This window comes from Naasia lichenicola, assembly GCF_004801885.1.
GTDB classification, from domain to species: Bacteria; Actinomycetota; Actinomycetes; order Actinomycetales; family Microbacteriaceae; genus Naasia; species Naasia lichenicola.
In genome coordinates, this window is sequence record NZ_SSSM01000003.1 from 424,112 (window position 1) to 450,144 (window position 26,033).

Genomic DNA, 26,033 nt, shown 5'->3' on the forward strand with positions numbered 1-26,033 from the left:
AGTCAGCGCGCGATGCAGTACGGGTCGCTGCGGAGGTGGACGACGCCGAAGGTGTAGCCGATCCCGATCGATGCCGCCGGCTTGCTGACACCGCCGCCGAGCGCGGGCTCGCCGTGGATGTACTCGGGGGTCCCCCAGCCCATCGCATTCCACGCGGCCACGATGCGCTGGGCCGCCGCGACGTTGTCCGCGATGACCTCGCGGTCGCTCTCATCCGAGGTCGTGTCGGTGATGATTCCGGTCGTGAAGGTGGCCTGCGGCAGGCGGAAGCCGACCCCCGCCCCGTCGGCGCACTCGAACTCCTCGACGATCGGACCGGTCGCTCCGTCGGGATAGGTCCAGACGGCCGTCGGCCCCGCCGCCTGCACGGCGGCGTCTGCGGTGGCCTGCATCGCGGCACGCGCCTCGTCGGGGGTGAAGAGCGTGGTGGGCACGTCGGTCGACGGCGGCAGCACTCCGCCGACCGGAGCCGACTCCCCCGGGTATCCGCCGTCGATTGGCGCCGCCTGCACGGACGCGGGCGGCTGGTAGCTGCCGTAGTCGTCGGGACCGCTCGAGGGCGGCGTCCGGAGAAAGCCCGAGAGGGCGGAGATCAGGACGCCGCCGATCGCGACACCTCCGAGGGCGACGATGAAGAGGACTCCCCAGTCTCGGCGCGCCGGCCCAGGAGAACCCGCGGCCGTCAGGCGGAAGAACGCGACGCCGAGCACCGCTCCCGACACCGCGGACGGCACCATTGTGAGAGCGAGGCCAGCAGGTCCGAGGATCCAATGGACCGGCAGGAGCATCGCGAAGGTCGCGAGAGCCCCTGCCGCGCCCGCCGCCAGGGCGGAGGCCGAACGAGAGCGGGGAGCCCAGCGCGAGATCCACCCGCCGACCACGCCCGCGAGTGCTCCCGATGCGACGCCCACGAACGCGCCCATGATGGCCCCGACGGGCAGGGTGAACGCGAGCAGATACGCCCCACCTGCCAGCAGGGTGAAGACCGCCGTGAGCGCCGCCGCGACCACCGCGCCGAGGACCAGTCCGCGGCCCGCCATCGACCCGACCTGCGACGCGCGACCCGGCGCGCGTCCTGGCTGAGGCGCTGCTGGAGGAGGGCCGTAGGTGATCCCCGCCGCGGAGGCGCTGCCCGGCCGAGGAACGTAGTCGGCGCCGACCTCGGCCGCCTCTAGGCGCTCGTCAGGGGGCTCGGCCATCATCCGACTCTAGGAGGAGCGGACGGCCTCGATACGGCTCGGGGCGCCCACTCGACCAACGGGACGCGCGCGCTCAGGCGTTGTCGTCGCCCGTGGACGTGCCCGCCTGGCTCAGCGTGCGCTTCCCGCCGACGTCATCGGGCCACGTCCAGTCCTCCACCTCGGGGATGTCCTCGCCGTGCGCCCGCGTATAGAGGCGAGCGGCCAGCCGGGCATCGTGCATCTCCTGACGCAGGCGCCCCTGACGCGCACCGAGCCCGGGCACGCGATCCAGCACGTCGATCACCAGGTGGTAGCGGTCGAGGTCGTTGAGCATCACCATGTCGAACGGCGTCGTGGTGGTGCCCTCCTCCTTGTAACCGCGCACGTGCAGATTCTGGTGACCGGCACGTCGGTAGGTGAGGCGATGGATCAGCCATGGATAGCCGTGGTAGGCGAAGATCACGGGCTTGGTCGTGGTGAAGATCGAGTCGTAGGCCTTATCGCTCAGTCCGTGCGGATGCTCCGACGTGGTCTGCAGGCGCATCAGGTCGACGACGTTGACGACACGAACCTTGAGCTCGGGCAGGCGCTCCCGCAGGATCTTCGCCGCGGCCAGCACCTCGAGCGTCGGAACGTCTCCCGCACAGGCGAGGACCACGTCCGGCTCCTCGTCCTCCCGCTCGGTGCCCGCCCACTCGAAGATGCCGACCCCGCGCGTGCAGTGCGCGATCGCCTCATCCATCGTCAGCCAGTTGGCGGTCGGCTGCTTGCCGGCCACGACGACGTTGACGTAGTCGACGCTCCGCAGGCAGTGGTCGTAGGTCGACAGCAGCGTGTTCGCGTCGAAGGGCAGGTACACCCGCACCACGTCCGCCTTCTTGTTGATGACGTGATCGATGAAGCCGGGGTCCTGGTGCGAGAAGCCGTTGTGGTCCTGCCGCCAGACATGGGAGCTCAGCAGGTAGTTGAGCGACGCGACCGGCGCTCGCCACTGGATGCCCCGCGACACCTTCAGCCACTTCGCGTGCTGATTGAGCATCGAGTCGACGATGTGGATGAAGGCCTCGTAGCTGGTGAAGGTGCCGTGGCGACCGGTGAGCAGGTAGCCCTCCAGCCAGCCCTGACACTGGTGCTCGCTGAGCATCTCCATCACCCGTCCGCTCGGCGCGAGGTGGTCGTCGCCGTCGCGGAGCTCCGCATCCCACTGCCGCTCGGTCACCTCGAACACGGGCGAGAGCCGGTTGGAGTTGACCTCGTCCGGTCCGAAGAGCCGGAACGTGGCGGGATTGCGCCGCATTATCTCCGCCATCCACTCGCCGAGGACCTTCGTCGCCTCGGCGGTGGTCGCACCCGGCTCCGGGACGTCGACTGCATAGTCGCGGAAGTCCGGCAGCCGCAGATCCTTGCGGAGGAGCCCTCCGTTGGCATGCGGATTCGCGCTCATCCGACGGTCCCCCTCCGGAGCAAGGCGGGTCGCGAGGGCGACGGGCGCGCCCGCCTCGTCGAACAGCTCGTCCGGCCGATAGGAGGCGAGCCACTGCTCCAGCAGCTGCGTGTGCTCCGGGGTGTCACGCGCGTTGGACAGCGGGACCTGATGCGCGCGCCAGGTGCCCTCCGACTTCTTCCCGTCGATCTCCTTGGGTCCGGTCCAGCCCTTCGGGGTGCGGAGAATGATCATGGGCCAGGTCGGTCGACCGTCGAGGGTGCCGAGGGCGGCACGGCTCTTGATGTCGGCGATCTCGTCCATCACCGTGTCGAGCAGCGCGGCGAAGCGGCGATGCACCGAGGCGTGATCCTCATCGGCCTCGGCGGAGAACAGGTGCGGCGTGTGGCCGTAGCCGCGCATCAGGTCGAGCAGCTCGCCCTCCGGGATTCGTGCGAGCACGGTCGGATTCGCGATCTTCCAGCCGTTGAGGTGCAGGATCGGCAGCACGACCCCGTCGGTGACGGGGTTGAGGAACTTGTTCGAGTGCCAGCTCGTGGCGAGCGGGCCCGTCTCGGCCTCGCCATCGCCGACGACCGCGGCGACCACGAGGCCCGGGTTGTCGAATGCCGCACCGTAGGCGTGCGAGAGCGCGTAGCCGAGTTCGCCGCCCTCGTGGATCGATCCGGGCGTCTCGGGCGCCGCATGGCTGGGGATGCCGCCGGGGAAGGAGAACTGTCGCATCAGCGCCTTGACCCCGTCGGCGGTGCGGTCGATCGCGCCGTAGATCTCGGAGTACGTGCCGTCGAGGTAGGCGTTGGCCACCATGCCGGGACCGCCGTGGCCGGGACCGGCGATGTAGATCATGTCGAGGTCGCGCTGCTGGATCTCGCGGTTCAGGTGCGCGTAGAGGAAGTTGAGCCCCGGCGTCGTGCCCCAGTGGCCGAGCAGCCGCGGCTTGATGTGATCGCGAGTCAGCGGTTCGCGCAGCAGGGGGTTGTCGAGCAGGTAGATCTGCCCGACGGACAGGTAGTTCGCGGTCCTCCACCACGCATCGAGCGCCGCGACCGTCGGATCGTCGATCGGGGGCACGGTGCCGTGCGCATCGTTCGTGTCGGACGGATGGGCGGATTTCGAGCCACGGGCCATGCGTCGACCCTAGGAGTCGCGAGGGCGGCCGCACAGGGGCTTGCTGGAAGACTCCAGGTGATGAACGGGTTCGAGGTCGCGCAGTGGGTCATCCGGATCGCGTTCGCTCTGGCCTTCATCGGGATGGGCCTCAACCACTTCCGCCGCGGCCCGGCGAAGGTGATGGCCAAGATGGTCCCGCCGGCCCTGCGCGGGACGGGTGCGCTCTCCCCCGCGCGGCTCGTGCTCTACACCGGGATCTGCGAGGTCGCCGGCGGAGTCGGACTCGTCGTGCCTGCCGCGCTCATCCCCGGAGTGCAGTACGCGGCGGCGATCGCGCTCATCGTCTTCCTCATCGCGGTGTTCCCGGCGAACGCGTACGCGGCGGCCCATCCGGAGACCTTCAGGTCGCTGGCGATTCCATTCTGGCCGCGATTCCTCGCCCAGGTGGTCATGATCGGGCTGCTCGGAGTCACGCTCGCCGCCTGACCGCGCCTGACCGAATCAAGGAGTTTTCTGCTCTCGTGGATCCGCTCATGCGGATCGAAGGCCCTTTAGGGGAAGAACTCCTTGATCTGGTCTGCGCTCAGCGGACGAGGGCCTCGAGGGTGAGCGATGCGCAGGAGGTCGCCGCAAGGGCGGCGAACAGCACGAGCGCCAGCCGTGCGGGGCCGCGGCGTCGGCCGACCCCGAGGGCGATCGCGTAGCCGAGCGGTGGCAGGACGATGGCGGTGCCCAGCACGATCCAGGCGAACGAGTTGAGCCGATAGCCGGCCGCCGCCGCATAGTTGAGCAGGCCGACGAGGTTCGCGAGCGCCTCGAAGAGGTCCCAGCCGAAGGCGAAGCCGAAGAGGATCGCCACGATCAGGCTCCCCCAATCGCGCCTCTGCGTGGGTGCGGGAGGAGGCAGGATCGCGCCCGGCAGCTCCACCGAGCTCGAGCTGCGCTGCCGGAACTCCGGCGGGATCTCGATGGGGCCGGTGACGCGGTCCTCGTCGCGCATGTTCGGAGGAAGGTCGCTCATACCGCTCCGATCACGAACGGCCACGGCACGAGGAGCACGAGGCCCACGATCAGCACGATGTCGCGGCTCTGGGGGGTGCGCGCCAGCCAGACGGTCGCGAGGAACCAGGCGGCCGGAGCGAGCACCGCGAACGCCTCGCCCAAGAAGTAGAGGACCTCGGCGGCCAGCCCATCGGGCCCGAACGGGTTGCGCAGCACGGCGGCGACCCAGCCGAGCGTTTCGGCCGCGAAGAGCACCGCGAAGACGATCAGGACGACGACGCTGCCCTGCGCTCCCCTTCTCCGCGCTGACACACCCCCATGATCCTGCATCCCGAGCTCGAACCCGGGCAGCAGGGGCCTCAAACGGCGAACTGCCCGGAACGGACGAGAGAGGCGGTCACGAAGACCCAGCCCAGGATGCCCACGAGGCAGATCCGCTCGGCCAGCCCGAGCAGCGCCGGGAGGGCGGTGATCGTTCCCAGGAGGAGGGCCGCCCCGAGTGTGGCGAGGCCCACGGCCAGAGCGGTCGGGCGATCGATCCGGGCCTGCCCTCGCCTCGACTCGACGGTGAGGACCCAGCAGGCGACGAGCGCCAAGACGAAGCCCGTGGACGCCGCCACCAGGTGGACGACGCCCCCGCTCGTCGTCGGAGCGACGCCCGTGCCGCTCACCTCCGGGATGTCGGTGGGAAAGAAGGCGAGGACCGCGGAGCAGAGACCCGCGAGGGCGAGGATCACCAGTCCGACGTCGCGCCGGATCGTCCGCGGCAGCGTGATCAGCAGAGCAGCGGCCAGTGCGGCCGACGTGACTGCCCGCCCGAGGAAGTTGAGGCTCATGATCCAGCCGAACGGGCCGACGGCCAGATCGCTCTCCGCGTCTGCGAGCACGCTGTAGTGCGGGGGCAGCAGCTGCAGGACGACATCGACGAGGACGTAGAGGACGACACCGGCCATCGCGATCAGCGCGAGGGAGCGGCGCGCGCGGGCCCGTGACTGCATCCGCCTCGACTCCTCGTCAGCGTCGATCGGTCCGTCGGAAACGCCGAACTGCCCAGTTCTGCTGCTCGAACGCGCGTTCAGGCGGCAGAACTGGGCAGTTCGTGAGTCAGTGCGTCAGCGCGCAGCGCTGCCGTCGGTGTAGTCGGCGTCCTGCTGCTTCCAGGCGAAGAGAGCGCGCAGCTCCTTGCCGGTGGCCTCGATCGGGTGCTGGGCACCCTTCTCGCGCAGGGCGAGGAACTCGGGAGCTCCTGCATCCTGATCGTCGATGAAGCGCTTGGCGAACGCACCGGAGACGATGTCGCCGAGGACGGCCTGCATGTTCTCCTTGACGTGCGGGTCGATCACGCGCGGGCCGGAGACGTAGTCGCCGTACTCGGCGGTGTCGGAGACGCTCCAACGCTGCTTGGCGATGCCGCCCTCCCACATGAGGTCGACGATGAGCTTGAGCTCGTGCAGCACCTCGAAGTACGCGATCTGGGGCTGGTAGCCGGCCTCGGTCAGGGTCTCGAAGCCGTACTGGACGAGCTGCGAGACGCCGCCGCAGAGCACGGCCTGCTCGCCGAAGAGGTCGGTCTCGGTCTCTTCGGTGAAGGTGGTCTTGATGCCGCCCGCGCGCAGTCCGCCGATGGCCTTGGCGTACGACCACGCGAGGTCCCACGCGTTGCCAGTGGCGTCGTTCTCGACGGCGACGATGACCGGAACGCCACGGCCGGCCTCGTACTCGCGGCGCACGGTGTGGCCCGGGCCCTTGGGGGCGACCATGAACACGTCGACGCCCTCGGGCGCCTTGATGTAGCCGAAGCGGATGTTGAAGCCGTGACCGAACACGATGGCCTTGCCGTCGGCGAGGTTGGGCGCGATGTCGTCGGCGTAGAGGTGACGCTGGACCTGGTCGGGCGCGAGGATGACGATGACGTCGCCCCATGCGGCGGCCTCTGCCGGAGCGAGGACGGTGAAGCCCTGGTCCTCGGCCTTGGCGCGGCTCTTGGAGCCCTCCTTGAGTCCGACGACGACCTCGACGCCCGAGTCGCGCAGGTTCAGCGCGTGCGCGTGGCCCTGCGAGCCGTAGCCGATGACGGCGACCTTCTTGCCCTGGATGAGCGCGAGGTCGGCGTCCTTGTCGTATGCGATGTCCGTCATGTGTCCGGTTCTTTCCTTCTCTTCGGGTGTCTGTCGTGAAGCGTGCGGTGGTGAGTGTGGGGCGGTGGAGCGAGGCGGGGCCTGCTTTGGAGGTCGTCAGCCCGTGAGACTGTTGCCCCTTGGGACTGCTATCCCTTCGGAACTCGCTCGGTGATGCTCTTCGAGCCCCGGCCGATCGCGAGCAGGCCCGACTGGGCGATCTCGCGGATGCCGTACGGCTCGAGGATGCGCAGGAACGCTTGGACCTTGCCCGAGTCGCCGGTGACCTCGATCACCAGGGCGTCCGGAGCGACGTCGACGACCCGCGCACGGAACAGGTTGACCGATTCGAGGATCTGCGACCGGGTGGAGCCGTCGACCCGCACCTTGATCAGCATGTGCTCACGCTGCACGGACTGCGTCTGATCGAGCTCCACGATCTTGATGACGTTGATCAGCTTGTTGAGCTGCTTGGTCACCTGCTCGAGCGGGAGCTCGTCCACATCCACGACCACGGTGATCCGCGACAGGCCCGCGATCTCGGAGTGGCCCACAGCGAGCGACTCGATGTTGAAGCCGCGGCGCGCGAAGAGTCCGGCGACGCGGGTCAGCAGACCCGGCTTGTCCTCGACGAGGAGGGACAGCACGTGGTGGCTCATTCGTTCCCTCCGATCACGGTGCGCAGCGACGTCTCGACGCGTCCGGTCTCGGCGAGGTCGTCGTCCCAGGTCGGGCTGTGATCCCGCGCGTACTGCACGTAGCTGTTCGAGACGCCCTGCGGCACCATCGGCCAGACCATGGCGTCCGCGGAGACGACGAAGTCGATCACCACGGGGCGGTCGTTGGTCTCGAGGGCCAGCTTGATGGCCGCGTCGACCTCCGACTCCTTCGTCACCCGGATGCCGAGCGCGCCGTAGGCGTCGGCGAGCTTGACGAAGTCGGGGATGCGGATCGAGTCGTGCCCCGTGTTGAGGTTCGTGTTCGAGTAGCGGCCGTCGTAGAACAGCGTCTGCCACTGGCGGACCATGCCCAACGAGCTGTTGTTGATGATCGCGACCTTGATCGGGATGTTGTTGATCGTGCAGGTGGCGAGCTCCTGATTGGTCATCTGGAAGCAGCCGTCGCCGTCGATCGCCCACACCACGCGGTCGGGCTGGGCCACCTTGGCGCCCATCGCCGCGGGCACCGAGTAGCCCATGGTTCCGGCGCCGCCGGAGTTGAGCCACGCGTTGGGGCGCTCGTACTTGATGAACTGCGCGGCCCACATCTGGTGCTGTCCGACGCCGGCGGCGTAGACCGCCTCGGGGCCGGTGATCTCGCCGATGCGCTGGATCACGTGCTGCGGGGAGAGCAGGCCGTCCTCGGGCTTGGTGTAGCCGAGCGGGAACTCCTCGCGCAGGTCGTTGAGGTACTTCCACCAGGCGCCGAATCGCTCGGTGCCGACCAGGTCGTCGGCGGCGGTGGCCTCGCGGTAGGCGGTCAGCAGGTCGACGAGGACGTCCTTGAGGTCGCCCACGATCGGCACGTCGGCGACGCGGATCTTGGAGATCTCGGCGGGGTCGATGTCGACGTGCACCACCTTGGCGTTGGGCGCGAACAGCGCGGCCTTGCCGGTGACCCGGTCGTCGAAGCGCGCGCCGAGCGAGACCACGAGGTCCGACTCCTGCAGCGAGAGCACCGCGGGAACGGTGCCGTGCATCCCCGGCATGCCGACGTTGAGGTCGTTGGAGTCGGGGAATGCGCCGCGCGCCATCAGGGTGGTGACGATCGGAGCGCCGATGAACTCGGCGAGGGTCAGCAGCTCGGCGGACGCCTGGGCGCGGATGATCCCGCCGCCCACGTAGAGCACGGGCTTCTTCGACTCGGCGATCAGCTGGGCCGCGGCCTGGATCTGCTTGCCGTGCGCTTTGGTGACCGGACGGTAGCCGGGCAGGTCGCGCTTGGGAGGCCAGATGAACGGCACCGTGGCCTGCTGGGCGTCCTTGGTGATGTCCACGAGCACGGGGCCCGGGCGGCCGGTCGATGCTATGTGGTACGCCGCCTCGATGGTCGCCGGGATCTCGGAGGCGTCCTTCACCAGGAAGCTGTGCTTCGTGATGGGCATGGTGATGCCGACGATGTCGGCCTCCTGGAAGGCGTCCGTGCCCATGAGGGTCGAGAACACCTGGCCGGTGATGGCGAGCATCGGCACCGAGTCCATGTGGGCGTCCGCGATCGCGGTCACGAGGTTCGTCGCGCCGGGGCCCGAGGTGGCGATGCAGACGCCGACCCGGTTGCTCGACGACGCGTAGCCCTCCGCCGCGTGGCCGGCGCCCTGCTCGTGGCGGACCAGGATGTGGCGCAGCTTCTTGCTGTCCATCAGCGGGTCGTAGACCGGCAGGATCGCACCGCCCGGGAGGCCGAAGACGTCGGTGACGCCGAGGAGCTCGAGGGTCCGGACGACGGCCTCTGCACCCGTCAGCAGCTCAGGGGTGGATGGCGCAGCAGCGCTGGGGGCGTGCGGCGTCGGAGTAGGAGACGCAGGCATGTGTGTTCCTCAGAACGATGGTGGAGGAGCGGACGGAGCCGACTCGGAGATGCGCGGCCAGTCTTTCGACCAGCATTACCCGGTGATGGCGCCGACGGCAGCCGACTGCACCAGCTTGGAGTACTTCGCGAGGACGCCACGGGTATAGCGCGGAGGAAGCGGAGCCCAATCCTGGGCTCTGGCTTCTAGCTCAGCCGCGGGGACAAGTAGGTCCAGCGAGCGAGCTGCGATATCGACCCGTATCAGATCACCATCGCGCACGAAGGCGATGGGACCAGCGTCCACCGCTTCGGGTGCTATGTGGCCGATGCACAGGCCGGTTGTGCCGCCCGAGAATCTGCCGTCGGTCAAGAGTAGTACATCCTTGCCGAGCCCTGCGCCCTTGATGGCGGCGGTGATCGCCAGCATCTCGCGCATGCCCGGGCCGCCCTTGGGGCCCTCGTAGCGGATGACGACGATGTCGCCCCTGCTGATCTCGCCATTGGTGAGGGCGTCCATGGCGCCGCGCTCGCGCTCGAACACGCGCGCGGGGCCCTCGAAGACCTCGGCGTCGAAGCCGGCGGTCTTGACGACGGCGCCCTCGGGGGCGAGGGAGCCCTTGAGGATGGTGAGTCCGCCGGACTTGTGAATCGGGTTGTCGAGGGTGCGCAGGACGGATCCGTCGAGGGGTCCGATGTCCATCGCCTCGAGGTTCTCGGCCATCGTCTTGCCGGTGACGGTCATCACGTCGCCGTGCATGAGGCCCGCGTCGAGCAGCGCCTTCATCAGCACGGGCAGTCCGCCGTGGCGGTCGACGTCGTTCATCACGTACTTGCCGAACGGCTTGAGGTCGCCGATGTGCGGCACCTTGGAGCCGATCCGGTTGAAGTCGTCGAGGGTGAGCTCGACGCCCGCCTCGTGCGCGATGGCGAGCAGGTGCAGCACGATGTTGGTCGAGCCGCCGAGCGCCATGCCGACCGCGATGGCGTTCTCGAACGCCTTCTTGGTCATGATGTCGCGCGCGGTGATGCCGAGGCGGAGCAGGTTGACGACGGCCTCGCCGCTGCGGTGCGCGATGTAGTCGCGACGGCGGTCGGCGGAGGCCGGCGACGCCGAGCCGGGCAGGCTCATGCCGAGCGCCTCGGCCACGGAGGCCATGGTGTTGGCGGTGTACATGCCGCCGCACGCGCCCTCGCCGGGCGCGAACGCGCACTCGATCCGCTTGGCGTCCGCCTCGCTCATCTTGCCGGCCTTGACCGCGCCGACCGCCTCGAACGAGTCGATGATGGTGATGTCCTTCTCGGTGCCGTCCGAGAGCTTGACCCAGCCGGGCGCGATGGATCCGGCGTAGACGAACACGCTCGCCAGATCGAGTCGGGCCGCGGCCATGAGCATGCCGGGCAGGGACTTGTCGCAGCCCGCGAGCAGCACCGATCCGTCGAGGCGCTCGGCCTGCATGACGACCTCGACGCTGTCGGCGATGACCTCGCGCGAGACGAGGGAGAAGTGCATGCCCTCATGTCCCATCGAGATGCCGTCGGAGACGCTGATGGTGCCGAACTGGAGCGGGTAGCCGCCTCCGGAGTGCACGCCCTCCTTGGCCGCCTGCGCGAGGCGGTCGAGGCTGAGGTTGCAGGGGGTGATCTCGTTCCACGAGCTCGCGATGCCGATCTGCGGCTTGTCCCAGTCGGCGTCGCCCATCCCGACGGCGCGCAGCATGCCGCGCGACGTGGTGGCCTCGATCCCGTCCGTGACGACGCGGGAGCGGGGCTTGATGTCAACTGCGGGCGTGGCGGGCGCGACCTCGCCCGAAGGGTTCATTTCCGGCACATTACGTAGGGTACCGCCGCGCCACCGGCCGGACGTTCGCCGAGCGATCGCTTCAGACGACCGGGCAGCCGCGGCGACGGAGGGCTCCGAACGATCCTCATGAAAGACTGTCGGCAACCGGAGGAGGCGATGATGCCCACGCACCGCACGCTCGCTGACAAGTCGAGGCTGATCAGGGGCATCCCGTCGGTCTTCGTGCACGGCATCGCCGGGATCACCCTCTGATGGGCCTCGCGACCTTCCTCTTCGGCTTCCGCGTGAAGCAGCCCCGCGACTACCTGCGCCTGCGCCGCATCCGACGCGGCATCCACACCACGGTCGGTCGTCTCCACGCGGAGATCTCGCGCTCCCCCGAGCCCGTCCCGTTCGCCGACATCGACCCCAGCAGCTTCCGTCCCATCCGCCCCGGCACGGCGTGGGGTGCGGTGTTCGAGTGCGCCTGGCTCCGCGTCACCGGCGAGGTGCCCCCCGGCGTGCAGGACCCCGTCGTCCTGCTCGGCATCGGCGGCGAGGGGCTCGTCTACTCCCCCGGCGGCGAGGTGCTCGACTCGGTGAGCACGGTGTTCCAGCAGGGCGATCTGCCGCACTCGGCCGGTCGATTCCGTCCGGTCAGCGGCGTCGACACGAGCACCGGGCGGGTCGAGTTCTATGCCGACGTCACCTACAACGGCTTCATCCTCTACCTCATCGGCCGGGCGGTGTACCGAGGTGCGCGCCTCGCCACCCGCAATGCGGAGGTCTACTCCCTCTACTACGACTACCTCACCCTCTCGGTGCTGGCCGACTCGACCGACGACCAGGCTCTCGCCACCGAACTCCGCGCCGCCCTCGACTCGGCGTGGAATCGCTTCCGCGCGCGGGACGTCGCCGGGGCGCGCGCAGCCCTGGCACCCGCCTTGGCCGCGGAGTCCACGAGCGAGTTCACCTACAGCGCGATCGGCCACGGCCATCTCGACATGGCGTGGCTGTGGCCCCTGCGCGAGACCCGGCGCAAGGCCGCTCGAACCTACGCCCGGGCACTCAATGCCTTCGACACCCGCGCCGGCTACATCTACGGCACCAGCCAGCCGCAGCAGCTGTACTGGATCAAGCAGCAGCACCCCGCGCTGTTCGAGCGGATCAAGGCCGCGGTGGCCGACGGGCGGATGGAGCTGCAGGGTAGCTTCTGGGTGGAGACCGACACGAACCTGCCCGGCGGCGAGGCGCTCGCCCGCCAGGCGATGGTCGGGCGCAGGTTCCTCCAGGAGGAGTTCGGACTCGACGACGCGGATCTGCGCCTGTGCTGGCTCCCCGACACCTTCGGCTACAGCGGGAACCTGCCGCAGATCCTGAAGAAGAGCGGCATGGACTGGTTCATGACCATCAAGCTCGCCTGGAACAAGGTCACCGTCTTCCCCTATCGCACCTTCAGGTGGTCGGGCATCGACGGCAGCGAGGTCCTCGTGCACATGGCTCCCGAGGGCGACTACAACAGCCGGGGGGCGGCGGACGGCCTGCTCACCGGGCTGCGGCAGTATCCCGAGAAGGCGCTCGACACCGCGCTGCTCATCTTCGGCTCGGGCGACGGCGGAGGCGGCCCGGGCGAGATCCACCACGAGGTGACCGCCCGCGAGCGGAACCTGCGCGGCCTGCCACGGGTGGAGTACTCCACGGCGGGCGACTTCTTCCGTCGGCTGGAGAAGCGCGACCTGTCCCAGCTGCACTCGCACCGCGGAGAGCTCTACCTCGAGACCCACCAGGGCACGTACACGACCCAGGCGAAGATCAAGAAGGGCAACCGGCTCGCCGAACGCACGCTGCACAACGCCGAGGCCCTGGCCGCCATCGTCGGGGAGAGCAGCCGCGCGGTGCTCGAGCCGCACTGGCGCGACCTGCTGCTCGGGCATTTCCACGACATCCTGCCCGGATCGACCATCGAGCGTGTCGCCCGCGAGGCGCGCGAGAGCCTCGACCACGTGCGCCTCGAGGTCGACGGCTACATCGGGGGCCTCCTCGAGCGGCTGCCGCGGGCGCGCGCCTCGCAGAGCGACTCGTCGCCGGCGGAGGTCGGCGCCCTCAACCTGACCGGGCTGCCGCGCGACGAGTACCTGAAGACTGATGCGGGCTGGATGCGGGCGACCGCCGAGCCCTATGCCAGCGCGGTCCTCGCGCCCACCGCACCCGCGACCGGCCTGGTCTTCACGGCCGACTCGATGTCGAACGGGATCCTGTCGCTGCGCTTCGGCGAGACCGGCGAGATCGTGTCGTGCGTCGATGCCTCGGGCATCGAGCACTCCGCCGACGGGCTGTCTCGCATCGTGCTGCACCGCGACCCCTACGTCTTCCCCTTCAACGCCTGGGACATCGACCAGGGATACCTGCAGCGCACCCCGCGCATCCTGTCCCTCCGTCACCTGGAGACGGTGATCGACGGGCCGACCATCGCGCGGCGTCAGGCCTACCGGTCCGCCAAGGTGACGATCTCGCAGACCGTCGTGCTCGAGGCGGGCAGCGACGTCGTGCGCTTCGACACCCGGGTCGAGTGGCACGAGAAGCATCACATGCTGCGCGCGGACTTCCGGCCGGTCCACGTCGGCGACAGCGCGCTCTGCGAGATCCAGTTCGGCCACCTCGAGCGCGTCATGACGGAGAACACCGACGTCGAGACCGCGCAGTTCGAAGTCGTCGCACACAAGTGGATCGCCACCGAGAACGAGACGGGCGGCTTCGCCCTCCTCAACGACAGCAAGTACGGCCATCGCGCCAAGCAGGGCCTGATCAGCCTCAACCTGCTGCGCGCTCCCACCTATCCCGATCCGACGGCCGACCGCGGGCGGCACAGCTTCAGCTATGCGTTCACCCCGTTCGCCCACGGCGACCTGGCGAAGGTCGTCCGCGAGGGCTACCGCCTCAACAATCCGCTGCTCGCCACCTCCGGAACGGTGCTGCCGAGCGTCGCCAGCACGACCGATCCCGGCGTGATCATCGAGACCATCAAGCCGGCCGAGGACGGCGACGGCGTCGTCCTCCGGATGTACGAGAGCCTCGGTCGGGGCACGACGACCTCCCTCCGCACCTCGCTCCCCCATGCCGCAGCGACCGAGACCGACCTGCTCGAGCGCCCCGTCGGGACGGCCGATCTCGACCGCCTCGAATTCATGCCCTTCGAGATCAAGACGATCCTCCTGGAGCGTGCCTCATGACCGGAACCCTCGATCTCGGCCCCTCTGCCGCCGACCAGCGCGCGCCGTCGCCGCGCGCGCAGACCGTCGCCATCGTCACGGCAGGATTCGGCCAGAACCTCATCCTGACGACCGTCACGACCTTCATCACCGTCTACCTGCTCCAGTACGCGCACTTCAGCACCGGCGCGATCGCTGTCGTCACCGGGATCATCACGATCAGCAAGGTCATCGACGCGATCAGCGATCCGCTGGTCGGCAGCCTCATCGACATGACGCGGACGCGCTGGGGCAAGCTGCGTCCGTTCGTGCTGTTCTCCGCCGCACCCGTCGCCGTGACCACCGCGCTGCTCTTCGCGGTGCCCGACACCGACCAGACGACGCAGCTGGTGTTCTTCGGCGTGGTGTTCTTCGTCTGGGGCATCGCCTACACGTTCTGCGACGTGCCGCTCTGGGGCCTGATCGGGTCGGCATTCTCCGAACCAGGCCGGCGCAATCGGGTGGTCTCGCTCGTCCGCGCGTTCGGCGCGATCTCGCTCGGGATCGCCACCCTCGGGCTCCCGCAGATCGCGCACCTGCTGAGCTTCGCCGGCCAGACGACCGCCGCCGGCTGGTCGAGATCCGTCGCACTGATCGCGGTCGTCGGGATGGGGCTCTACCTGATGGCCTTCTTCCGCGTCCGGGAGAAGGAGAGCCCGGCGGCGCGCGAGCGCCTGTCCTTCCGGCAGCTCTTCCGCACCCTGTTCCAGAACACCCCGCTGCTCATGGTGCTGCTCGGCTCGGTGCTTGGCTTCGGCCGCTTCATCGTTCAGGCGGGCGGGGCGGTGTTCGTCGTCATCGCGTACGGCGACGAGGGCGCGTTCACCCTGGTGGGCGCCGGCATCATCGCAGGGCTCGTCGCCTCGTCGTTCGCGACTCCCGCCCTGCTGCGACGCTGGAGCGGTCGCACTCTGATGATCGCCAGCTCGGTCCTCGGGGCCGTCGTCTACGTCGCGATGTACCTCGCCGGCTTCGAGAACATCTACGTGCTCCTCGTCTTCATCACCCTGTCCGGCATCAGCCTCGGAGTGTTCTCGGTGTGCCAGGCGACCATGATCGCCGACTCGGTCGACGACATCGAGGAGCGCACGGGAGTGCGCAACGACGGCATCTCGTTCGCGACGCTGACCTTCTCGGCGAAGATCATGAACGCGCTCGCCGTGCTGGTCTTCGGCATCGTGATCGTGGCCGCCTGCTACCAGGACGGCGTCGAGATCACGCCGGCCCTGCAGAACACGATCTTCCTCGGCATCACCTTGGTCCCCGCGGTCAGCTGCCTGCTCTCGGCGATCCCCTTCCTCTTCTACCGCCTCGGCACCCCCGATCGAGATGCCACTTTCCGTCCCTAAAACGCGCATATAGGGACGGAAAGTGGCATCTCGATCGGGTCAGGAGCGCCAGCCGCCTCGGATCAGAGCGTCGCGGATGCGGCGGACCACGGCAGCCTCGTCGCTCAGATGGTGATTGAGCACCCGGATGACCTGCCATCCCGACGCAGTGAACCCTTCGAGCCGATCGACGTCCCGCTGGTACTGCCGCTGTTCGGTTCGATGCTGATCTCCTTCGTACTCCACCAGCACCTTCCAGTCGGGATAGACCATGTCGCCCCGGCCCAGGAAGCGCCCGAACGCATCGCGAACGTCCACATTCAGCTCCGGCTCGGGCAGGCCCGATCCGACGATGATCATGCGCAGTCGACTCTCGCGAGGTGACTCGGATCCGGCACGGATGAACGGCACGGCGTCGCGCACGGTGGCGATGCCTCGGTAGGACGGACGCATTGACGTCGTCGCGCGAAGCTGCTCCAGCGAGGCCAGGGGCCGGGGCCCTCGGACGATCGCATCGCCGAGTGCGACCAGGTCGTGCAGTCGGAGTTCATTGGACAGCTGCCGGAACACCCCGACGGCGTCGGCGACGAACCATCCGTTCACCGTCAGGGTGCGGATCGAGTCGACGCGAACATCATGGCCGACGATGCCCGCCATCCGCGGAGCCCTGTCCGGGCGGTACACGCAGACATGGAGCGGTTCGTCCTCCGCCTCGGGCCACGGCAGCGGGAGCCCGAGGATGCGGGCCGCCGTCCGATGGCTGAAGAACTGGCCGGGAGGCATTCCCTCGGCGTAGACGGCGCATCTCCCAAGAACGCTCATGTCGGCTGGTCCGGCGACACGAAGACCGCGGAAGGGCGCGGAGAGATCGGGAGACCGCATCCGCTCCTCCCCCACGCCCTTTGCGTGTGCATCCCTCACGCGGAACGGACCGGAGCCGAGCCACTCGGGCAGCGGCGAAGTGGGACGTGGCATCCGGACATGATCGACTGCGCAGCGATGCGCCGCAGAGGTTATCCACACCCCGCAATCGAGATGCCACATTCCGTCCCTAAAACGGCGAAATAGGGACGGAAAGTGGCATCTCGATCAGTTGGACTGGGGGAGCTCCGCAAGCCAGGTTTCGCGGAGGGTGGCCAGGAGGGTGAGGACGTGGGCGACGTCCTCCGGGCCGGCGACGCGGTGATCGGCGACGGTCGGGCCCGTTCCGCTCTTCAGGCCCAGATCGTGCGAGGCCAGGGCCGCGAAGGCGTCCTCATCCGTGATGTCGTCGCCCGCGTAGAAGACGGATGACGAATCCGTGTAGCGCCGCAGGTGCTCGACCGCCTCGCCCTTGGTCGTGGACCGGACCGAGAACTCCAGCACGTCCTTGCCGTGCCGGACCGTGAGGTCCTCGACTTCGGCCCGCGCCTCGGAGAGCGCGACGAGATGGGCGATCCTGCTGTTCTTGTCCGTCGCGAGCCGGGTGTGCAGCGCGAAGCCGGCGGGCTTCACCTCGACCCAGACCTCCTCCACGTTGTCCGCGACCTGGTCGAGCACGTCGCCGAGCAGACCGAGTCTGGCCTGCTCGTGCTCATCGAGGGTGAAGACGTCGTCGGGGTTGTCGAGCCGCAGCTCGATGCCGTGCGATCCGACGAGCAGCACCTCGTCCGGGACATCGGCGACCTCTTCGAGGCTGTCCAGCGCCCGACCCGAGACCAGGGCGACCCGGGTGTGCGCGATCGAGGCCAGGCGCAGCACGGCCGCCCGGGCTTCGGGGAGCGCGCGTGCCATCGCCGGGTCGTCGACCGTCGGAGCGAGCGTGCCGTCGAAGTCGAGCGCCACGAGCAGGCTGCGGCTCTTGGCGATCTCGCCGAGCGCGTCGCGGATCTCCCGCGGGACCCCTGATCCGGCCGAGCCGATCCGGGAGTCGATGGTGCTCACTCGTCCTCCCCCGGCAGCGTCACGGATGAGCTGGTGCCAGGACGGGATCGGGCGAGCACTGCGAGGAAGTCGGCTGACCAGCGGTCCACGTCGTGCTCGATCACCCGTCGGCGGAGGGCGCGCATCCGATTGGCGCGCTCGCGGGCGGGCATGCCGATCGCCGTCATGATCGCGTCCTTCACCCCGTCGATGTCATGGGGGTTGATCAGCAGCGCGCTCTTCAGCTCATCGGACGCCCCGGCGAACTCGCTGAGGATCAGGACTCCCCCGTTGTCGATGCGGCTCGCGACATACTCCTTGGCGACGAGGTTCATGCCGTCGCGCAACGCGGTCACTAGCATGACGTCGGCCGCGAGGAACATGGCCACCATCTCCTCGCGCGGGTAGCTGTGGTGCAGGTAGCTGATGCCGGGATGCCCGATCGCGCCGAAGTCCCCGTTGATCCGGCCCACCATGAGCTCGATCTCGTCGCGCAGCGCCCGATACGTCTCGACGCGCTCGCGGCTGGGGCTGGCGACCTGCACCAGGACAGCGTCCTCGGAGCGGAGCCGGCCGTCCTCGAGGAGCTCGCCGAACGCCTTCATCCGGTGGGCGATGCCCTTGGTGTAGTCGAGGCGATCGACGCCGAGCATGACGATCGTCGGGTTGCCGAGCTCATCGCGGATCTGCTTGGCGCGCTCCTGGACGTCCGGCCGCTTGGCGAGATCGCTGTAGGCCGAGGTCTCGATGGAGATCGGGAAGGCCCGGGCGATGACGGGGCGGAGGCGCTGGGATCCGTCCGAGGCGGTCTCGGGGACCTGGACGACCGTGCCCTTGGTCGAGTATCCGAACAGGCGGCGCACGGCCCGCGCGAAGTTGCCGGCATCGGCCGCCCGCTGGAAGCCGATGACATCCGCGCCGAGCAGACCCTCGAGGATCTGGCGGCGCCAGGGCAGCTGCGAGTAGATGCCGTACGCGGGGAACGGGATGTGGTTGAAGAAGCCGATGACGATGTCGGGGCGCAGCTTGCGGATCATCGCCGGGACGAGCTGCAGCTGATAGTCCTGCACCCAGACGGTGGCTCCGTGCTCCGCGACGCGGACGGCCGCCTCGGCGAACCGCTGGTTGACCGCTGCATAGGCCTCCCACCAGATCCGGTGGTATCCCGGCTGGGCGATCACGTCGTGGTACAGCGGCCACAGGGTGTCGTTGGAGAAGCCCTCGTAGTAGTCGGCGACCTCGCGCTCGGACAGTCCGACGGGCACGAGCCAGGATCCCTCGGAGTCGAAGGGCTCGTACTCGTGATCGGCGATCCCGGGCCAGCCGACCCACGCGCCGTCGTTGATGGCCATGATCGGCTCGAGGGCGGTGACGAGGCCCCCGGGCGAGCGGTTCCAGCTGCCGCCGTCGGCGGTCTCGACGCGATCGACGGGCAGCCGGTTCGAGACGACGACGAAGGAGAAGGTTCGCTCCTCCGGCGAGGACTGCGCGTCGCTCGCGGGACGTGGGGTGGGTCCGGCCACTTCGGGCTCTGCTGAGGAGATGGTGCTGTCCGTTCCATGGGCCCGCCTGTCCGGCGGGCAGCTCGAGTCTACCGAGGCGGCATGCTCATCGATGGGAAATGCCTGATCGCAGGCACATCAACCAGGCGTGGCGCACGGCGTCCGCGCACCGCGCCGCACCGGTCCGCCCCGCACCGGTCCGCGCCGAGCCGCTCATCACGACTGCGCCCGATCGATGTCGTCCTGCAGCTCGTCGCTCACGATGAGGCTGCGGCGATAGTTCTTGGTGCGATAGCCCGCGCGGCCGATCATGTGCGCCGCCATGGGCGTGGTGATCAGCTGCAGCACGACGATCGGCGCGATGAACAGCAGCGTCAGCCAGCTGCCCGACTCGAGCGCGACGGCGAGGAGCACGCAGATCAGGCCGAGCACCTGCGGCTTGGCGGCCGCGTGCATCCGGCTGAGCGCGTCGGGGAAGCGGACCAGTCCGACCCCGGCGGCCAGGGTGAGCAGCGCGCCGATCACCAGCAGCACGCCGGCGACGACATCGACGGCCCCGACATCCACAGCCTCGACATCCACAGCCTCGACGCCCACAGCCCCGACGCTCATCACTCGACCTTCCCCTCGGCGCGCTCTTCCATCTCCTCGACCCCCGGCACGCCCTCGGTATCGACCACCTCGACGCGGTCGTGCTTGGACACGTAGCGGGCGACGGCGATCGATCCGAGCACTGCGGTGCCCGAGAGCGCGAGCACGATCGGCAGGGTGCGGACGTGGTGGTTCACCACCATCTCGACGCCGAGCACGAGCACGACCGACGAGACGAGCACGTCGGAGGCGACCATGCGGTCGAGGATGCTCGGACCCCGCAGGATGCGGAAGAGGATGAGCACGGCGGCCGCGCCGAGCAGGACCGCGGCGATGGCGTGCAGCACGCCGACGATCGTCATCGGGAGCTCTCCTTCAGCTCGTCGCGCGATCCGATCGCTCGCAGCAGTCGGTGCTCGACCACGCGCACCCGCTCCCTCGCCCGCTCGATGTCCCGTTGATTCTCGGTGCCCAGGACGTGCAGGAACAGGGTGGAGTTCGATCGATCGACTTCGAGCACGAGGGATCCGGGGATGAGGGACACGGTGATGGCGATCAGGGTGAGGGCGAAATCGGATCGGGTGATCAGTCGCACCTCGACCACGGCGCTTCGAGGAACGCGCCGGAAGTCGAACGCCCGGGCGGCGACGCTGAACGACCCTTCGACGACCTCGACCGCGAGCCAGAACAGGTAGACGAGCAGCCACCACGGGTTGAAGCGGCCGGACAGCTGGACGGGCGGCAGCTCGAAGACCCGGGTCACGAGCAGCGCAACGCCGATCCCGGCGAGCAGGTCGATCGGCGTGAAGGACCGCCAGAGCACCATCCAGAGGAGGACCAGCGTGATGAGCAGCGGCGACTGCTGGCCGAGCTCCTTGAGCAGCTGACGGCTGTCGGGATCGTGCTCGCCGCCGTGCCGGCGGACGCTGACGCCGCGCCGGGCGCGCCCCGCGTCGGATCCGCTCACGGCGCCACCTCCTCAGCGGGGACATTCGACGGGTCGTCGGCGAGCTCGCCGTCGGGTCCGAGCCGGGATTCGGCGCTCTTCGGGCCGAGCACGCTCGAGACATAGCGCTCGGTGCCCTGCAGGTCCGCCCCGGCACGGGTGCTCAGCGCGTAGAGCGGTCCGGCGAGCACGGTGATCCCGACGCTGACGGCGACCATGGCGGTGGTCGCCCCCACCATCCAGCCCGACAGCGACCGGGTGGCCGTCGTCGATCCGGTCACGGCCCCGGATGCCCGCCCGGCCCACGGGTCATCGTGCAGCTCCACGGTGATCATCGACTCGTAGTTGTCGACCTCGGAGCGCGGCCGCCAGAACGCGAGGTTCCAGGTGCGGGCGAGCGGATAGAGCGTGAACAGCGAGACCACTGCGGCGGCGCCGATCAGCACGTAGGCGAGCGGCGTGCCCACCTCAGCGGCAGCCTCGAGCAGGCCGAGCTTGCCGAGGAAGCCGGAGAAGGGCGGGATGCCGCCGAGGTTGAGCGCGGGGATGAAGTAGAGCACGCCGACGATCGGCGACGCCTTGAGCAGCCCGCCGAGGGAGTTAATCGACGTGGTGCCGCCGCGTCGCTCGATGAGTCCCGTCGCGAGGAACAGGGTCGTCTGCACCACGATGTGGTGCACCGTGTAGAAGATCGCCGCGGCCACCCCCGCGGCCGTGCCCAGCCCCACGCCGAGCACCATGTAGCCGATGTGGCTGACCAGGGTGAACGACAGCATGCGTTTGATGTCGGCCTGGGCGATGGCGCCGAGGATGCCGACGACCATGGTCAGCAGGGCGACGATCAGCAGGGCGTTGTTCAGCTCGGGGCTCGGGAAGAGGATCGTCTCGGTGCGGATGATCGCGTAGACGCCGACCTTGGTGAGCAGGCCGGCGAAGACGGCAGTCACCGGCGCGGGTGCGGTCGGATACGAGTCGGGCAGCCAGAAGGACAGCGGGAACACGGCCGCCTTGATGCCGAACGCGACGAGGAGCATGACGTGCAGCAGGGTCTGCACCTGCGCCGGGAGATCCCCGATCCGCTCGGAGAGCTGCGCGATGTTCACCGTTCCGGTGGACGCGTAGAGCATCGCGATGGCGGCCAGGAAGAGCAGCGAGGAGAGCAGGCTGACCACGATGTAGGTGGTGCCCGCCCGGATCCGCGGCTCGGTGCCACCGAGGGTGAGCAGCACGTAGCTGGCGACGAGGAGGATCTCGAAGCCGACGTAGAGGTTGAACAGGTCGCCCGCGATGAACGCGTTGAAGACGCCGGCCGCCAGCACGAGGTAGGCGGGGTGGTAGATCGAGACAGGAGTCTCCTGGTCGCCGTCCGCGAGACCCTGGCCGATGGCGAAGATGAGGACCGCGAGCAGGACGATCGCCGAGATCGACACCATCAGGGCGGACAGCCGGTCGACCACGAGGCTGACGCCGAACGGCGCGGGCCAGCCGCCGACCTGCATCACCAGGGTCTCGCCGGTGTCGACGCTGATCAGCAGGACGATGCCGATGACGGCGACCGCGGCGAGGACGACGACGGTGATGCCGCGCTGCAGGATCGGCCGACGGCTGGAGAGAAGAGCGGCCGCGGCGCCGATCAGCGGCAGCAGCACGACGAGCGGGACGAGCGAGATCACGGCTTCGGTCCCTCCGCTCCCGACTCGGCGGAGGCGTCGGCATCGGCCTGCGCGGCCGATTCGGTTGCGGACCGGCCCTCGTCCTGACGTCCGGCGCCTTGCAGCACCGGGTCCAGGTCGGACGAGTCGAGCGGGTCGTCGCTCTGGAAGTCGGTGTCCTCGTCCGCTCCCTCCGGTGTCTCGGCCCGCGCGCCGGCGCGCGTGGAGATCGCGAGGTCCTCGGCGTCGGGCTCGAGCTGGTCCTCGCGGGCGAGCTTCCAGGAGCGGTAGACGAGCGCCATGAGGAACGCGGAGACCGCGAAGGTGATGACGATGGCCGTGAGGATCAGCGCCTGGGGCAGCGGGTCGGAATAGGGCTCTTCGGAGCCGCCGTCGGTGATGGGCGCAGAGCCCGGGCGTCCGGCGGTGATGAGCAGCAGGATGTTGGTCGCGTTCCCGATCAGGAGGAATCCGAGGATGACGCGGGTCATGCTCTTCTCGAGCAGCAGGTAGACGCCGCAGGCGTAGAGCACGGCCATCGGGATGAGCAGGGCGAGCGAGACGGTCATCGGGCGGCCTCCGGCTCGGTCGATTCAGTGGGGACTCCGCCTGAGGCGTCCTCGGCCGCCTCGATGTCCCCTCGGACATCGGACTGGGCGCCCGAGTCGACGTTCTCGCCGTTGCGCTCGTCCTCCTCCTGCTGACGGTCGACCTCTGCGCCGAGGCTGCGGAGCACGTCGAGGACGAGCCCGATCACGACCAGATAGACGCCGACGTCGAACAGCGTGGAGGTGACGAAGGTGATCTTCCCGAACCAGCCGAGGTCGAGGTCGAACCAGGTGGAGGTGAGAGCGTCGACGCCGAAGAACAGCGGGACGAGGGCCGTGAGGGTCGCGAAGACGAGACCGCTGCCCAGGAGCGCGCCGGCATGCACGGGCGCCGCCGCGGCGAGCTCGAGGCGCCCGGCCGCGAGGTAGCGGGCGACGAGGGCGAGCCCGACGACCAGTCCCCCGGCGAAGCCTCCGCCGGGAGCGTTGTGCCCGACGAGCAGCAGGTAGAGCGAGACCACGATGAGGGCGTGGAAGACGAGTCGCACCACGACCTCGAGCAGGATGGACCGGTTCCGAGGCGCGAGGGTTCGGCCGGCGAGCAGCCAGGCTCCGCGGTCTCCCTCGTCGATGGGCTGCTGCGGATGCGACTTGGCGAGGCCACGGCCGGAGCGGCGCGCGAAGTCGGGCATCCGGTCGCTGCGACTGGAGAGGAAGACGAGGCTGGCGACGCCGGTGGCCGCGGCGATCAGCACGCTGAGCTCGCCCATCGTGTCCCAGCCGCGCAGGTCGACGAGGGTGACGTTGACGACGTTCGCGCCGTGGCCGAGCTCGTAGGCGAGGTCGGGGAACTCCACCGAGATCGGCTCCGCGATGCGGGCACCGAGCGCGACGACCACGACGACGGCCATGAGCGTGCCGACGGCGATGCCGAGCAGTGCCCGGCCGATCCGGAACGAGCTGCCGTTCTTGGTGCCGAGCCGTGCCGGCAGTCGGCGGAGCACCAGGACGAAGGCGACGAGGGTGACGAGCTCGACCAGCGCCTGGGTGAGGGCGAGGTCGGGCGCGCCCTGCTGGGCGAAGAGCACGACCATGCCGAATCCGGTCACGCCGACGAGCACTACCGCCTGGAAGCGCTTGGCTGCCACCGTCGCCGCGATGGCCGCCACCGACATGACGACGCCCACGATGACCTGGGTGAGGCTGTCGAAGGGCAAGACGCCGTCGGGCCAGTCGCGGACGAATGCGAGAGCTGTGCCAGCCGTGCCCAGCAGCACCAGCAGGATGATGCCGAGGTAGGACGGCAGCGATCCGCGCTGGATGAAGGCGGTAGTCCGTGCCGCAGATCGGTCGACCGCGTGCAGGGTGTGACGGTAGCCGGCCGCCGCGCTGAACTCGACCGTGAGCGCCTGCTGCAGGCGGGCGACCGCGTCGCGAGTGAGGAACAGGCCGATCCCGGCCGCAAGCGTGACCGCCGAGATGCCCAGTGCCGGCTCGAGTCCGTGCCAGAGGGCGAGGTGGGCGCCGGTGGCGACGATCTCGTCCTCTCCAACCGCCGCGGGCAGACCCGTCGCGGCCGGCGCGAGCATTCCGTCGACCAGGGAGGCGAGCGGCCCGAGCAGGAGGCCGATCATCGCGAGGATCGCGGGCGACGCCAGGAAGGCGGGCTCGGCGAGCTCGACCTCGGTGTCGGCCATGCCCGGCTTGCGGGCGAAGGCGCCCCAGACGAAACGCGCGGCGTACGCGACCGTGAGGATGGAGCCGAGTCCGACGCCGAAGAGCGCGACCCAGCCCCAGATCTCCCCGTCGAGCCCAGCGTCGAGGAAGGCCGTGAGCACGGCCTCCTTGGCCACGAAGCCGAAGGTGGGCGGAAGCCCCGCCATCGAGAGGGCCGCGAGCACCGCGATGCCGGCGAGGACCGGGGAGCGTCGGCCGAGGCCCGACAGCCGGCGCAGATCGCGGGTTCCCGCGTCGTGGTCGATGATGCCCACGACGAGGAACAGGGTCGACTTGAACAGCGCGTGCGCGAGCAGCAGGGCGAGACCGGCCAGCGCGGCGTCGCGGGTGCCGAATCCGACGACGGTGATGAGGAAGCCGAGCTGTCCGACGGTTCCATTGGCGAGGACCAGCTTGAGGTCGGTCTCGCGCAGCGCGCGCCAGCCGCCGACGAGCATGGTGACGACGCCGAGGAGGACGAGCGACTCCCGCCAGCCCGGAGTGTCCGCGAAGCCCGGGGCGAGGCGGGCGACGAGGTAGATGCCCGCCTTGACCATCGCGGCGGCGTGCAGGTACGCACTGACCGGCGTGGGTGCGGCCATGGCCCCGGGCAGCCAGAAGTGGAACGGCAGGATGGCGGACTTCGTGATGGCGCCGACGAGCACGAGCGCGACGGCCGTGGTGACGATCGGGCCACTCGGCGCCGCGGCGATCAGCTCGGTGAGATTCGATGTGCCCGCCTGCTGACTGAGCAGCACCAGTCCGACGAGCATGGCCAGCCCGCCGAGAGTGGTGACCAGCAGGGCCTGCAGCGCGGACGCGCGGCTCGCTCGCCTCCGCGTGTAGTGACCGATCAGCAGGTAGGAGAAGACGGTGGTCAGCTCCCAGAAGATGAAGAGCAGGTAGACGTCGTCGGCGACCACGAGGCCGTACATGGATCCGGCGAAGGCGGTGAGGATCGCGGCGAAGCGGCCGAGCGCGGCCTCGTCCCGGGTGAAGTAGCGCACGCAGTAGAGCAGGACGAGTGCGCCGACTCCTCCGACGATGAGCGTCATCAGCCAGGACAGCGGGTCGAGCCGGGTGTCGAGAGTGAGATCGAGCTGGGGGATCCACGGCACCGACTCGACGACGTCTCTGCCGCTTCGGCCCCCACTGCCGAGCACTGTGGGGCTGAGCACGGCCGCATAGACGGTGACGGCGATCGCGGGAAGCGCCGCCACGACGAACACCTTCGTGCCCAGGCGCGGGGTCAGCGCGGGGAGGAGGAGGGCGACGATTCCGAACGCGGCGAGGAGGAAGAGCATGCTTCCTCCCGTACGTCAGGCGGCCAATGGTCGTCGCGTGCGGAGCCGATCAGATCTGCGCCACGAATTCCGAGTTTAGCCGATCTTCGCTTCTTGACCTCCTGAACGGGGGCGCAAAGCCGCGCCCCCGTAGCGCGGCACCGAGCACTACCGG

21 protein-coding genes are annotated in these 26,033 nt (G+C 69.2%); 3 read left to right on the forward strand and 18 right to left on the reverse strand.

What is annotated here, in order from left to right; translation table 11 throughout:
- Positions 1-2 precede the first annotated feature (2 nt).
- Positions 3-1,199 (reverse strand): hypothetical protein, encoded by a 1,197-nt coding sequence (locus E6C64_RS07145; protein WP_136426937.1) that lies wholly within the window; start codon positions 1,197-1,199, stop codon positions 3-5.
- Positions 1,200-1,272: 73 nt separating this feature from the next.
- A complete protein-coding gene (locus tag E6C64_RS07150; RefSeq protein ID WP_136426938.1) occupies positions 1,273-3,753 on the reverse strand; it encodes a phosphoketolase family protein in 2,481 nt (826 codons plus the stop codon).
- Positions 3,754-3,813: 60 nt separating this feature from the next.
- On the opposite strand from E6C64_RS07150, the gene E6C64_RS07155 reads away from it, so the two are divergent.
- Positions 3,814-4,221 (forward strand): DoxX family protein, encoded by a 408-nt coding sequence (locus E6C64_RS07155; protein WP_136426939.1) that lies wholly within the window; start codon positions 3,814-3,816, stop codon positions 4,219-4,221.
- Positions 4,222-4,318: 97 nt separating this feature from the next.
- On the opposite strand, the gene E6C64_RS07160 is transcribed toward E6C64_RS07155, so the two are convergent.
- The 7 genes from E6C64_RS07160 to ilvD form a co-directional block, all read right to left on the reverse strand.
- Complete coding sequence (locus tag E6C64_RS07160) at positions 4,319-4,756, reverse strand: MFS transporter (protein ID WP_136426940.1); 438 nt, start codon at positions 4,754-4,756, stop codon at positions 4,319-4,321.
- A complete protein-coding gene (locus tag E6C64_RS07165; RefSeq protein ID WP_136426941.1) occupies positions 4,753-5,049 on the reverse strand; it encodes a hypothetical protein in 297 nt (98 codons plus the stop codon). The genes E6C64_RS07160 and E6C64_RS07165 overlap by 4 nt, the downstream gene beginning before the upstream one ends.
- Before the next feature lie 47 nt (positions 5,050-5,096).
- The gene (locus E6C64_RS07170; RefSeq protein WP_136426942.1) at positions 5,097-5,735 is read right to left on the reverse strand and encodes a DUF998 domain-containing protein; all 639 of its coding nucleotides are present in this window, start codon (positions 5,733-5,735) and stop codon (positions 5,097-5,099) included.
- 114 nt (positions 5,736-5,849) lie between these two features.
- Entirely contained in the window at positions 5,850-6,875 is a 1,026-nt protein-coding gene (ilvC, locus tag E6C64_RS07175) for a ketol-acid reductoisomerase (RefSeq protein WP_136426943.1), read from the reverse strand.
- Between the two features lie 128 nt (positions 6,876-7,003).
- Positions 7,004-7,513, reverse strand: a complete 510-nt coding sequence (gene ilvN / locus E6C64_RS07180) for an acetolactate synthase small subunit (protein WP_136426944.1) — start codon at positions 7,511-7,513, stop codon at positions 7,004-7,006.
- Positions 7,510-9,381, reverse strand: a complete 1,872-nt coding sequence (locus E6C64_RS07185) for an acetolactate synthase large subunit (protein ID WP_136426945.1) — start codon at positions 9,379-9,381, stop codon at positions 7,510-7,512. The genes ilvN and E6C64_RS07185 overlap by 4 nt, the downstream gene beginning before the upstream one ends.
- Positions 9,382-9,456: 75 nt before the next feature.
- On the reverse strand, positions 9,457-11,181 hold the full coding sequence (gene ilvD, locus E6C64_RS07190; RefSeq protein WP_136427194.1) for a dihydroxy-acid dehydratase: 1,725 nt from the start codon (positions 11,179-11,181) through the stop codon (positions 9,457-9,459).
- 233 nt (positions 11,182-11,414) lie between these two features.
- Between ilvD and E6C64_RS07195 the strand changes: the two genes are divergently transcribed.
- Together E6C64_RS07195 and E6C64_RS07200 are read left to right on the forward strand one after the other, a co-directional pair.
- A complete protein-coding gene (locus tag E6C64_RS07195; RefSeq protein WP_136426946.1) occupies positions 11,415-14,372 on the forward strand; it encodes an alpha-mannosidase in 2,958 nt (985 codons plus the stop codon).
- Complete coding sequence (locus E6C64_RS07200) at positions 14,369-15,739, forward strand: MFS transporter (RefSeq protein ID WP_136426947.1); 1,371 nt, start codon at positions 14,369-14,371, stop codon at positions 15,737-15,739. Before E6C64_RS07195 ends, E6C64_RS07200 begins: the two co-directional genes overlap by 4 nt.
- A 39-nt stretch (positions 15,740-15,778) precedes the next feature.
- Here E6C64_RS07200 and E6C64_RS07205 read toward each other — a convergent pair whose 3' ends face one another.
- The 9 genes from E6C64_RS07205 to E6C64_RS07245 form a co-directional block, all read right to left on the reverse strand.
- Complete coding sequence (locus E6C64_RS07205; protein WP_158437770.1) at positions 15,779-16,693, reverse strand: DUF559 domain-containing protein; 915 nt, start codon at positions 16,691-16,693, stop codon at positions 15,779-15,781.
- A 114-nt stretch (positions 16,694-16,807) separates the two neighbouring features.
- Positions 16,808-17,641, reverse strand: a complete 834-nt coding sequence (otsB, locus tag E6C64_RS07210) for a trehalose-phosphatase (RefSeq protein ID WP_136426949.1) — start codon at positions 17,639-17,641, stop codon at positions 16,808-16,810.
- On the reverse strand, positions 17,638-19,143 hold the full coding sequence (locus E6C64_RS07215) for an alpha,alpha-trehalose-phosphate synthase (UDP-forming) (RefSeq protein WP_136426950.1): 1,506 nt from the start codon (positions 19,141-19,143) through the stop codon (positions 17,638-17,640). The genes otsB and E6C64_RS07215 overlap by 4 nt, the downstream gene beginning before the upstream one ends.
- A 195-nt stretch (positions 19,144-19,338) precedes the next feature.
- On the reverse strand, positions 19,339-19,734 hold the full coding sequence (gene mnhG, locus E6C64_RS07220) for a monovalent cation/H(+) antiporter subunit G (RefSeq protein WP_136426951.1): 396 nt from the start codon (positions 19,732-19,734) through the stop codon (positions 19,339-19,341).
- Positions 19,734-20,075 carry an MrpF/PhaF family protein gene (locus tag E6C64_RS07225; protein WP_136426952.1) on the reverse strand — a complete coding sequence of 114 codons (342 nt, stop codon included), beginning with the start codon at positions 20,073-20,075 and terminating at the stop codon, positions 19,734-19,736. The genes mnhG and E6C64_RS07225 overlap by 1 nt, the downstream gene beginning before the upstream one ends.
- Positions 20,072-20,680 (reverse strand): Na+/H+ antiporter subunit E, encoded by a 609-nt coding sequence (locus E6C64_RS07230; protein ID WP_136426953.1) that lies wholly within the window; start codon positions 20,678-20,680, stop codon positions 20,072-20,074. Before E6C64_RS07230 ends, E6C64_RS07225 begins: the two co-directional genes overlap by 4 nt.
- Positions 20,677-22,332, reverse strand: coding sequence for a Na+/H+ antiporter subunit D (locus E6C64_RS07235; protein ID WP_136426954.1), 1,656 nt, complete (start codon positions 22,330-22,332; stop codon positions 20,677-20,679). The genes E6C64_RS07230 and E6C64_RS07235 overlap by 4 nt, the downstream gene beginning before the upstream one ends.
- Positions 22,329-22,880 carry a Na(+)/H(+) antiporter subunit C gene (locus E6C64_RS07240; RefSeq protein WP_136426955.1) on the reverse strand — a complete coding sequence of 184 codons (552 nt, stop codon included), beginning with the start codon at positions 22,878-22,880 and terminating at the stop codon, positions 22,329-22,331. The genes E6C64_RS07235 and E6C64_RS07240 overlap by 4 nt, the downstream gene beginning before the upstream one ends.
- Positions 22,877-25,879, reverse strand: a complete 3,003-nt coding sequence (locus E6C64_RS07245) for a Na+/H+ antiporter subunit A (RefSeq protein ID WP_136426956.1) — start codon at positions 25,877-25,879, stop codon at positions 22,877-22,879. The genes E6C64_RS07240 and E6C64_RS07245 overlap by 4 nt, the downstream gene beginning before the upstream one ends.
- Between the last annotated feature and the right edge of the window lie 154 nt (positions 25,880-26,033).

Bases quoted from the DNA above. Each gene is read 5' to 3' on its own strand.
- E6C64_RS07145 (WP_136426937.1), bottom strand. From the start codon at position 1,199: ATGGCCGAGCCCCCTGACGAGCGCCTAGAGGCGGCCGAGGTCGGCGCC.
- E6C64_RS07150 (WP_136426938.1), bottom strand. From the start codon at position 3,753: ATGGCCCGTGGCTCGAAATCCGCCCATCCGTCCGACACGAACGATGCG.
- E6C64_RS07155 (WP_136426939.1), top strand. From the start codon at position 3,814: ATGAACGGGTTCGAGGTCGCGCAGTGGGTCATCCGGATCGCGTTCGCT.
- E6C64_RS07160 (WP_136426940.1), bottom strand. From the start codon at position 4,756: ATGAGCGACCTTCCTCCGAACATGCGCGACGAGGACCGCGTCACCGGC.
- E6C64_RS07170 (WP_136426942.1), bottom strand. From the start codon at position 5,735: ATGCAGTCACGGGCCCGCGCGCGCCGCTCCCTCGCGCTGATCGCGATG.
- ilvC (WP_136426943.1), bottom strand. From the start codon at position 6,875: ATGACGGACATCGCATACGACAAGGACGCCGACCTCGCGCTCATCCAG.
- ilvN (WP_136426944.1), bottom strand. From the start codon at position 7,513: ATGAGCCACCACGTGCTGTCCCTCCTCGTCGAGGACAAGCCGGGTCTG.
- E6C64_RS07185 (WP_136426945.1), bottom strand. From the start codon at position 9,381: ATGCCTGCGTCTCCTACTCCGACGCCGCACGCCCCCAGCGCTGCTGCG.
- ilvD (WP_136427194.1), bottom strand. From the start codon at position 11,181: ATGAACCCTTCGGGCGAGGTCGCGCCCGCCACGCCCGCAGTTGACATC.
- E6C64_RS07195 (WP_136426946.1), top strand. From the start codon at position 11,415: ATGGGCCTCGCGACCTTCCTCTTCGGCTTCCGCGTGAAGCAGCCCCGC.
- E6C64_RS07200 (WP_136426947.1), top strand. From the start codon at position 14,369: ATGACCGGAACCCTCGATCTCGGCCCCTCTGCCGCCGACCAGCGCGCG.
- E6C64_RS07205 (WP_158437770.1), bottom strand. From the start codon at position 16,693: ATGCCACGTCCCACTTCGCCGCTGCCCGAGTGGCTCGGCTCCGGTCCG.
- mnhG (WP_136426951.1), bottom strand. From the start codon at position 19,734: ATGAGCGTCGGGGCTGTGGGCGTCGAGGCTGTGGATGTCGAGGCTGTG.
- E6C64_RS07225 (WP_136426952.1), bottom strand. From the start codon at position 20,075: ATGACGATCGTCGGCGTGCTGCACGCCATCGCCGCGGTCCTGCTCGGC.
- E6C64_RS07240 (WP_136426955.1), bottom strand. From the start codon at position 22,880: ATGACCGTCTCGCTCGCCCTGCTCATCCCGATGGCCGTGCTCTACGCC.
- E6C64_RS07245 (WP_136426956.1), bottom strand. From the start codon at position 25,879: ATGCTCTTCCTCCTCGCCGCGTTCGGAATCGTCGCCCTCCTCCTCCCC.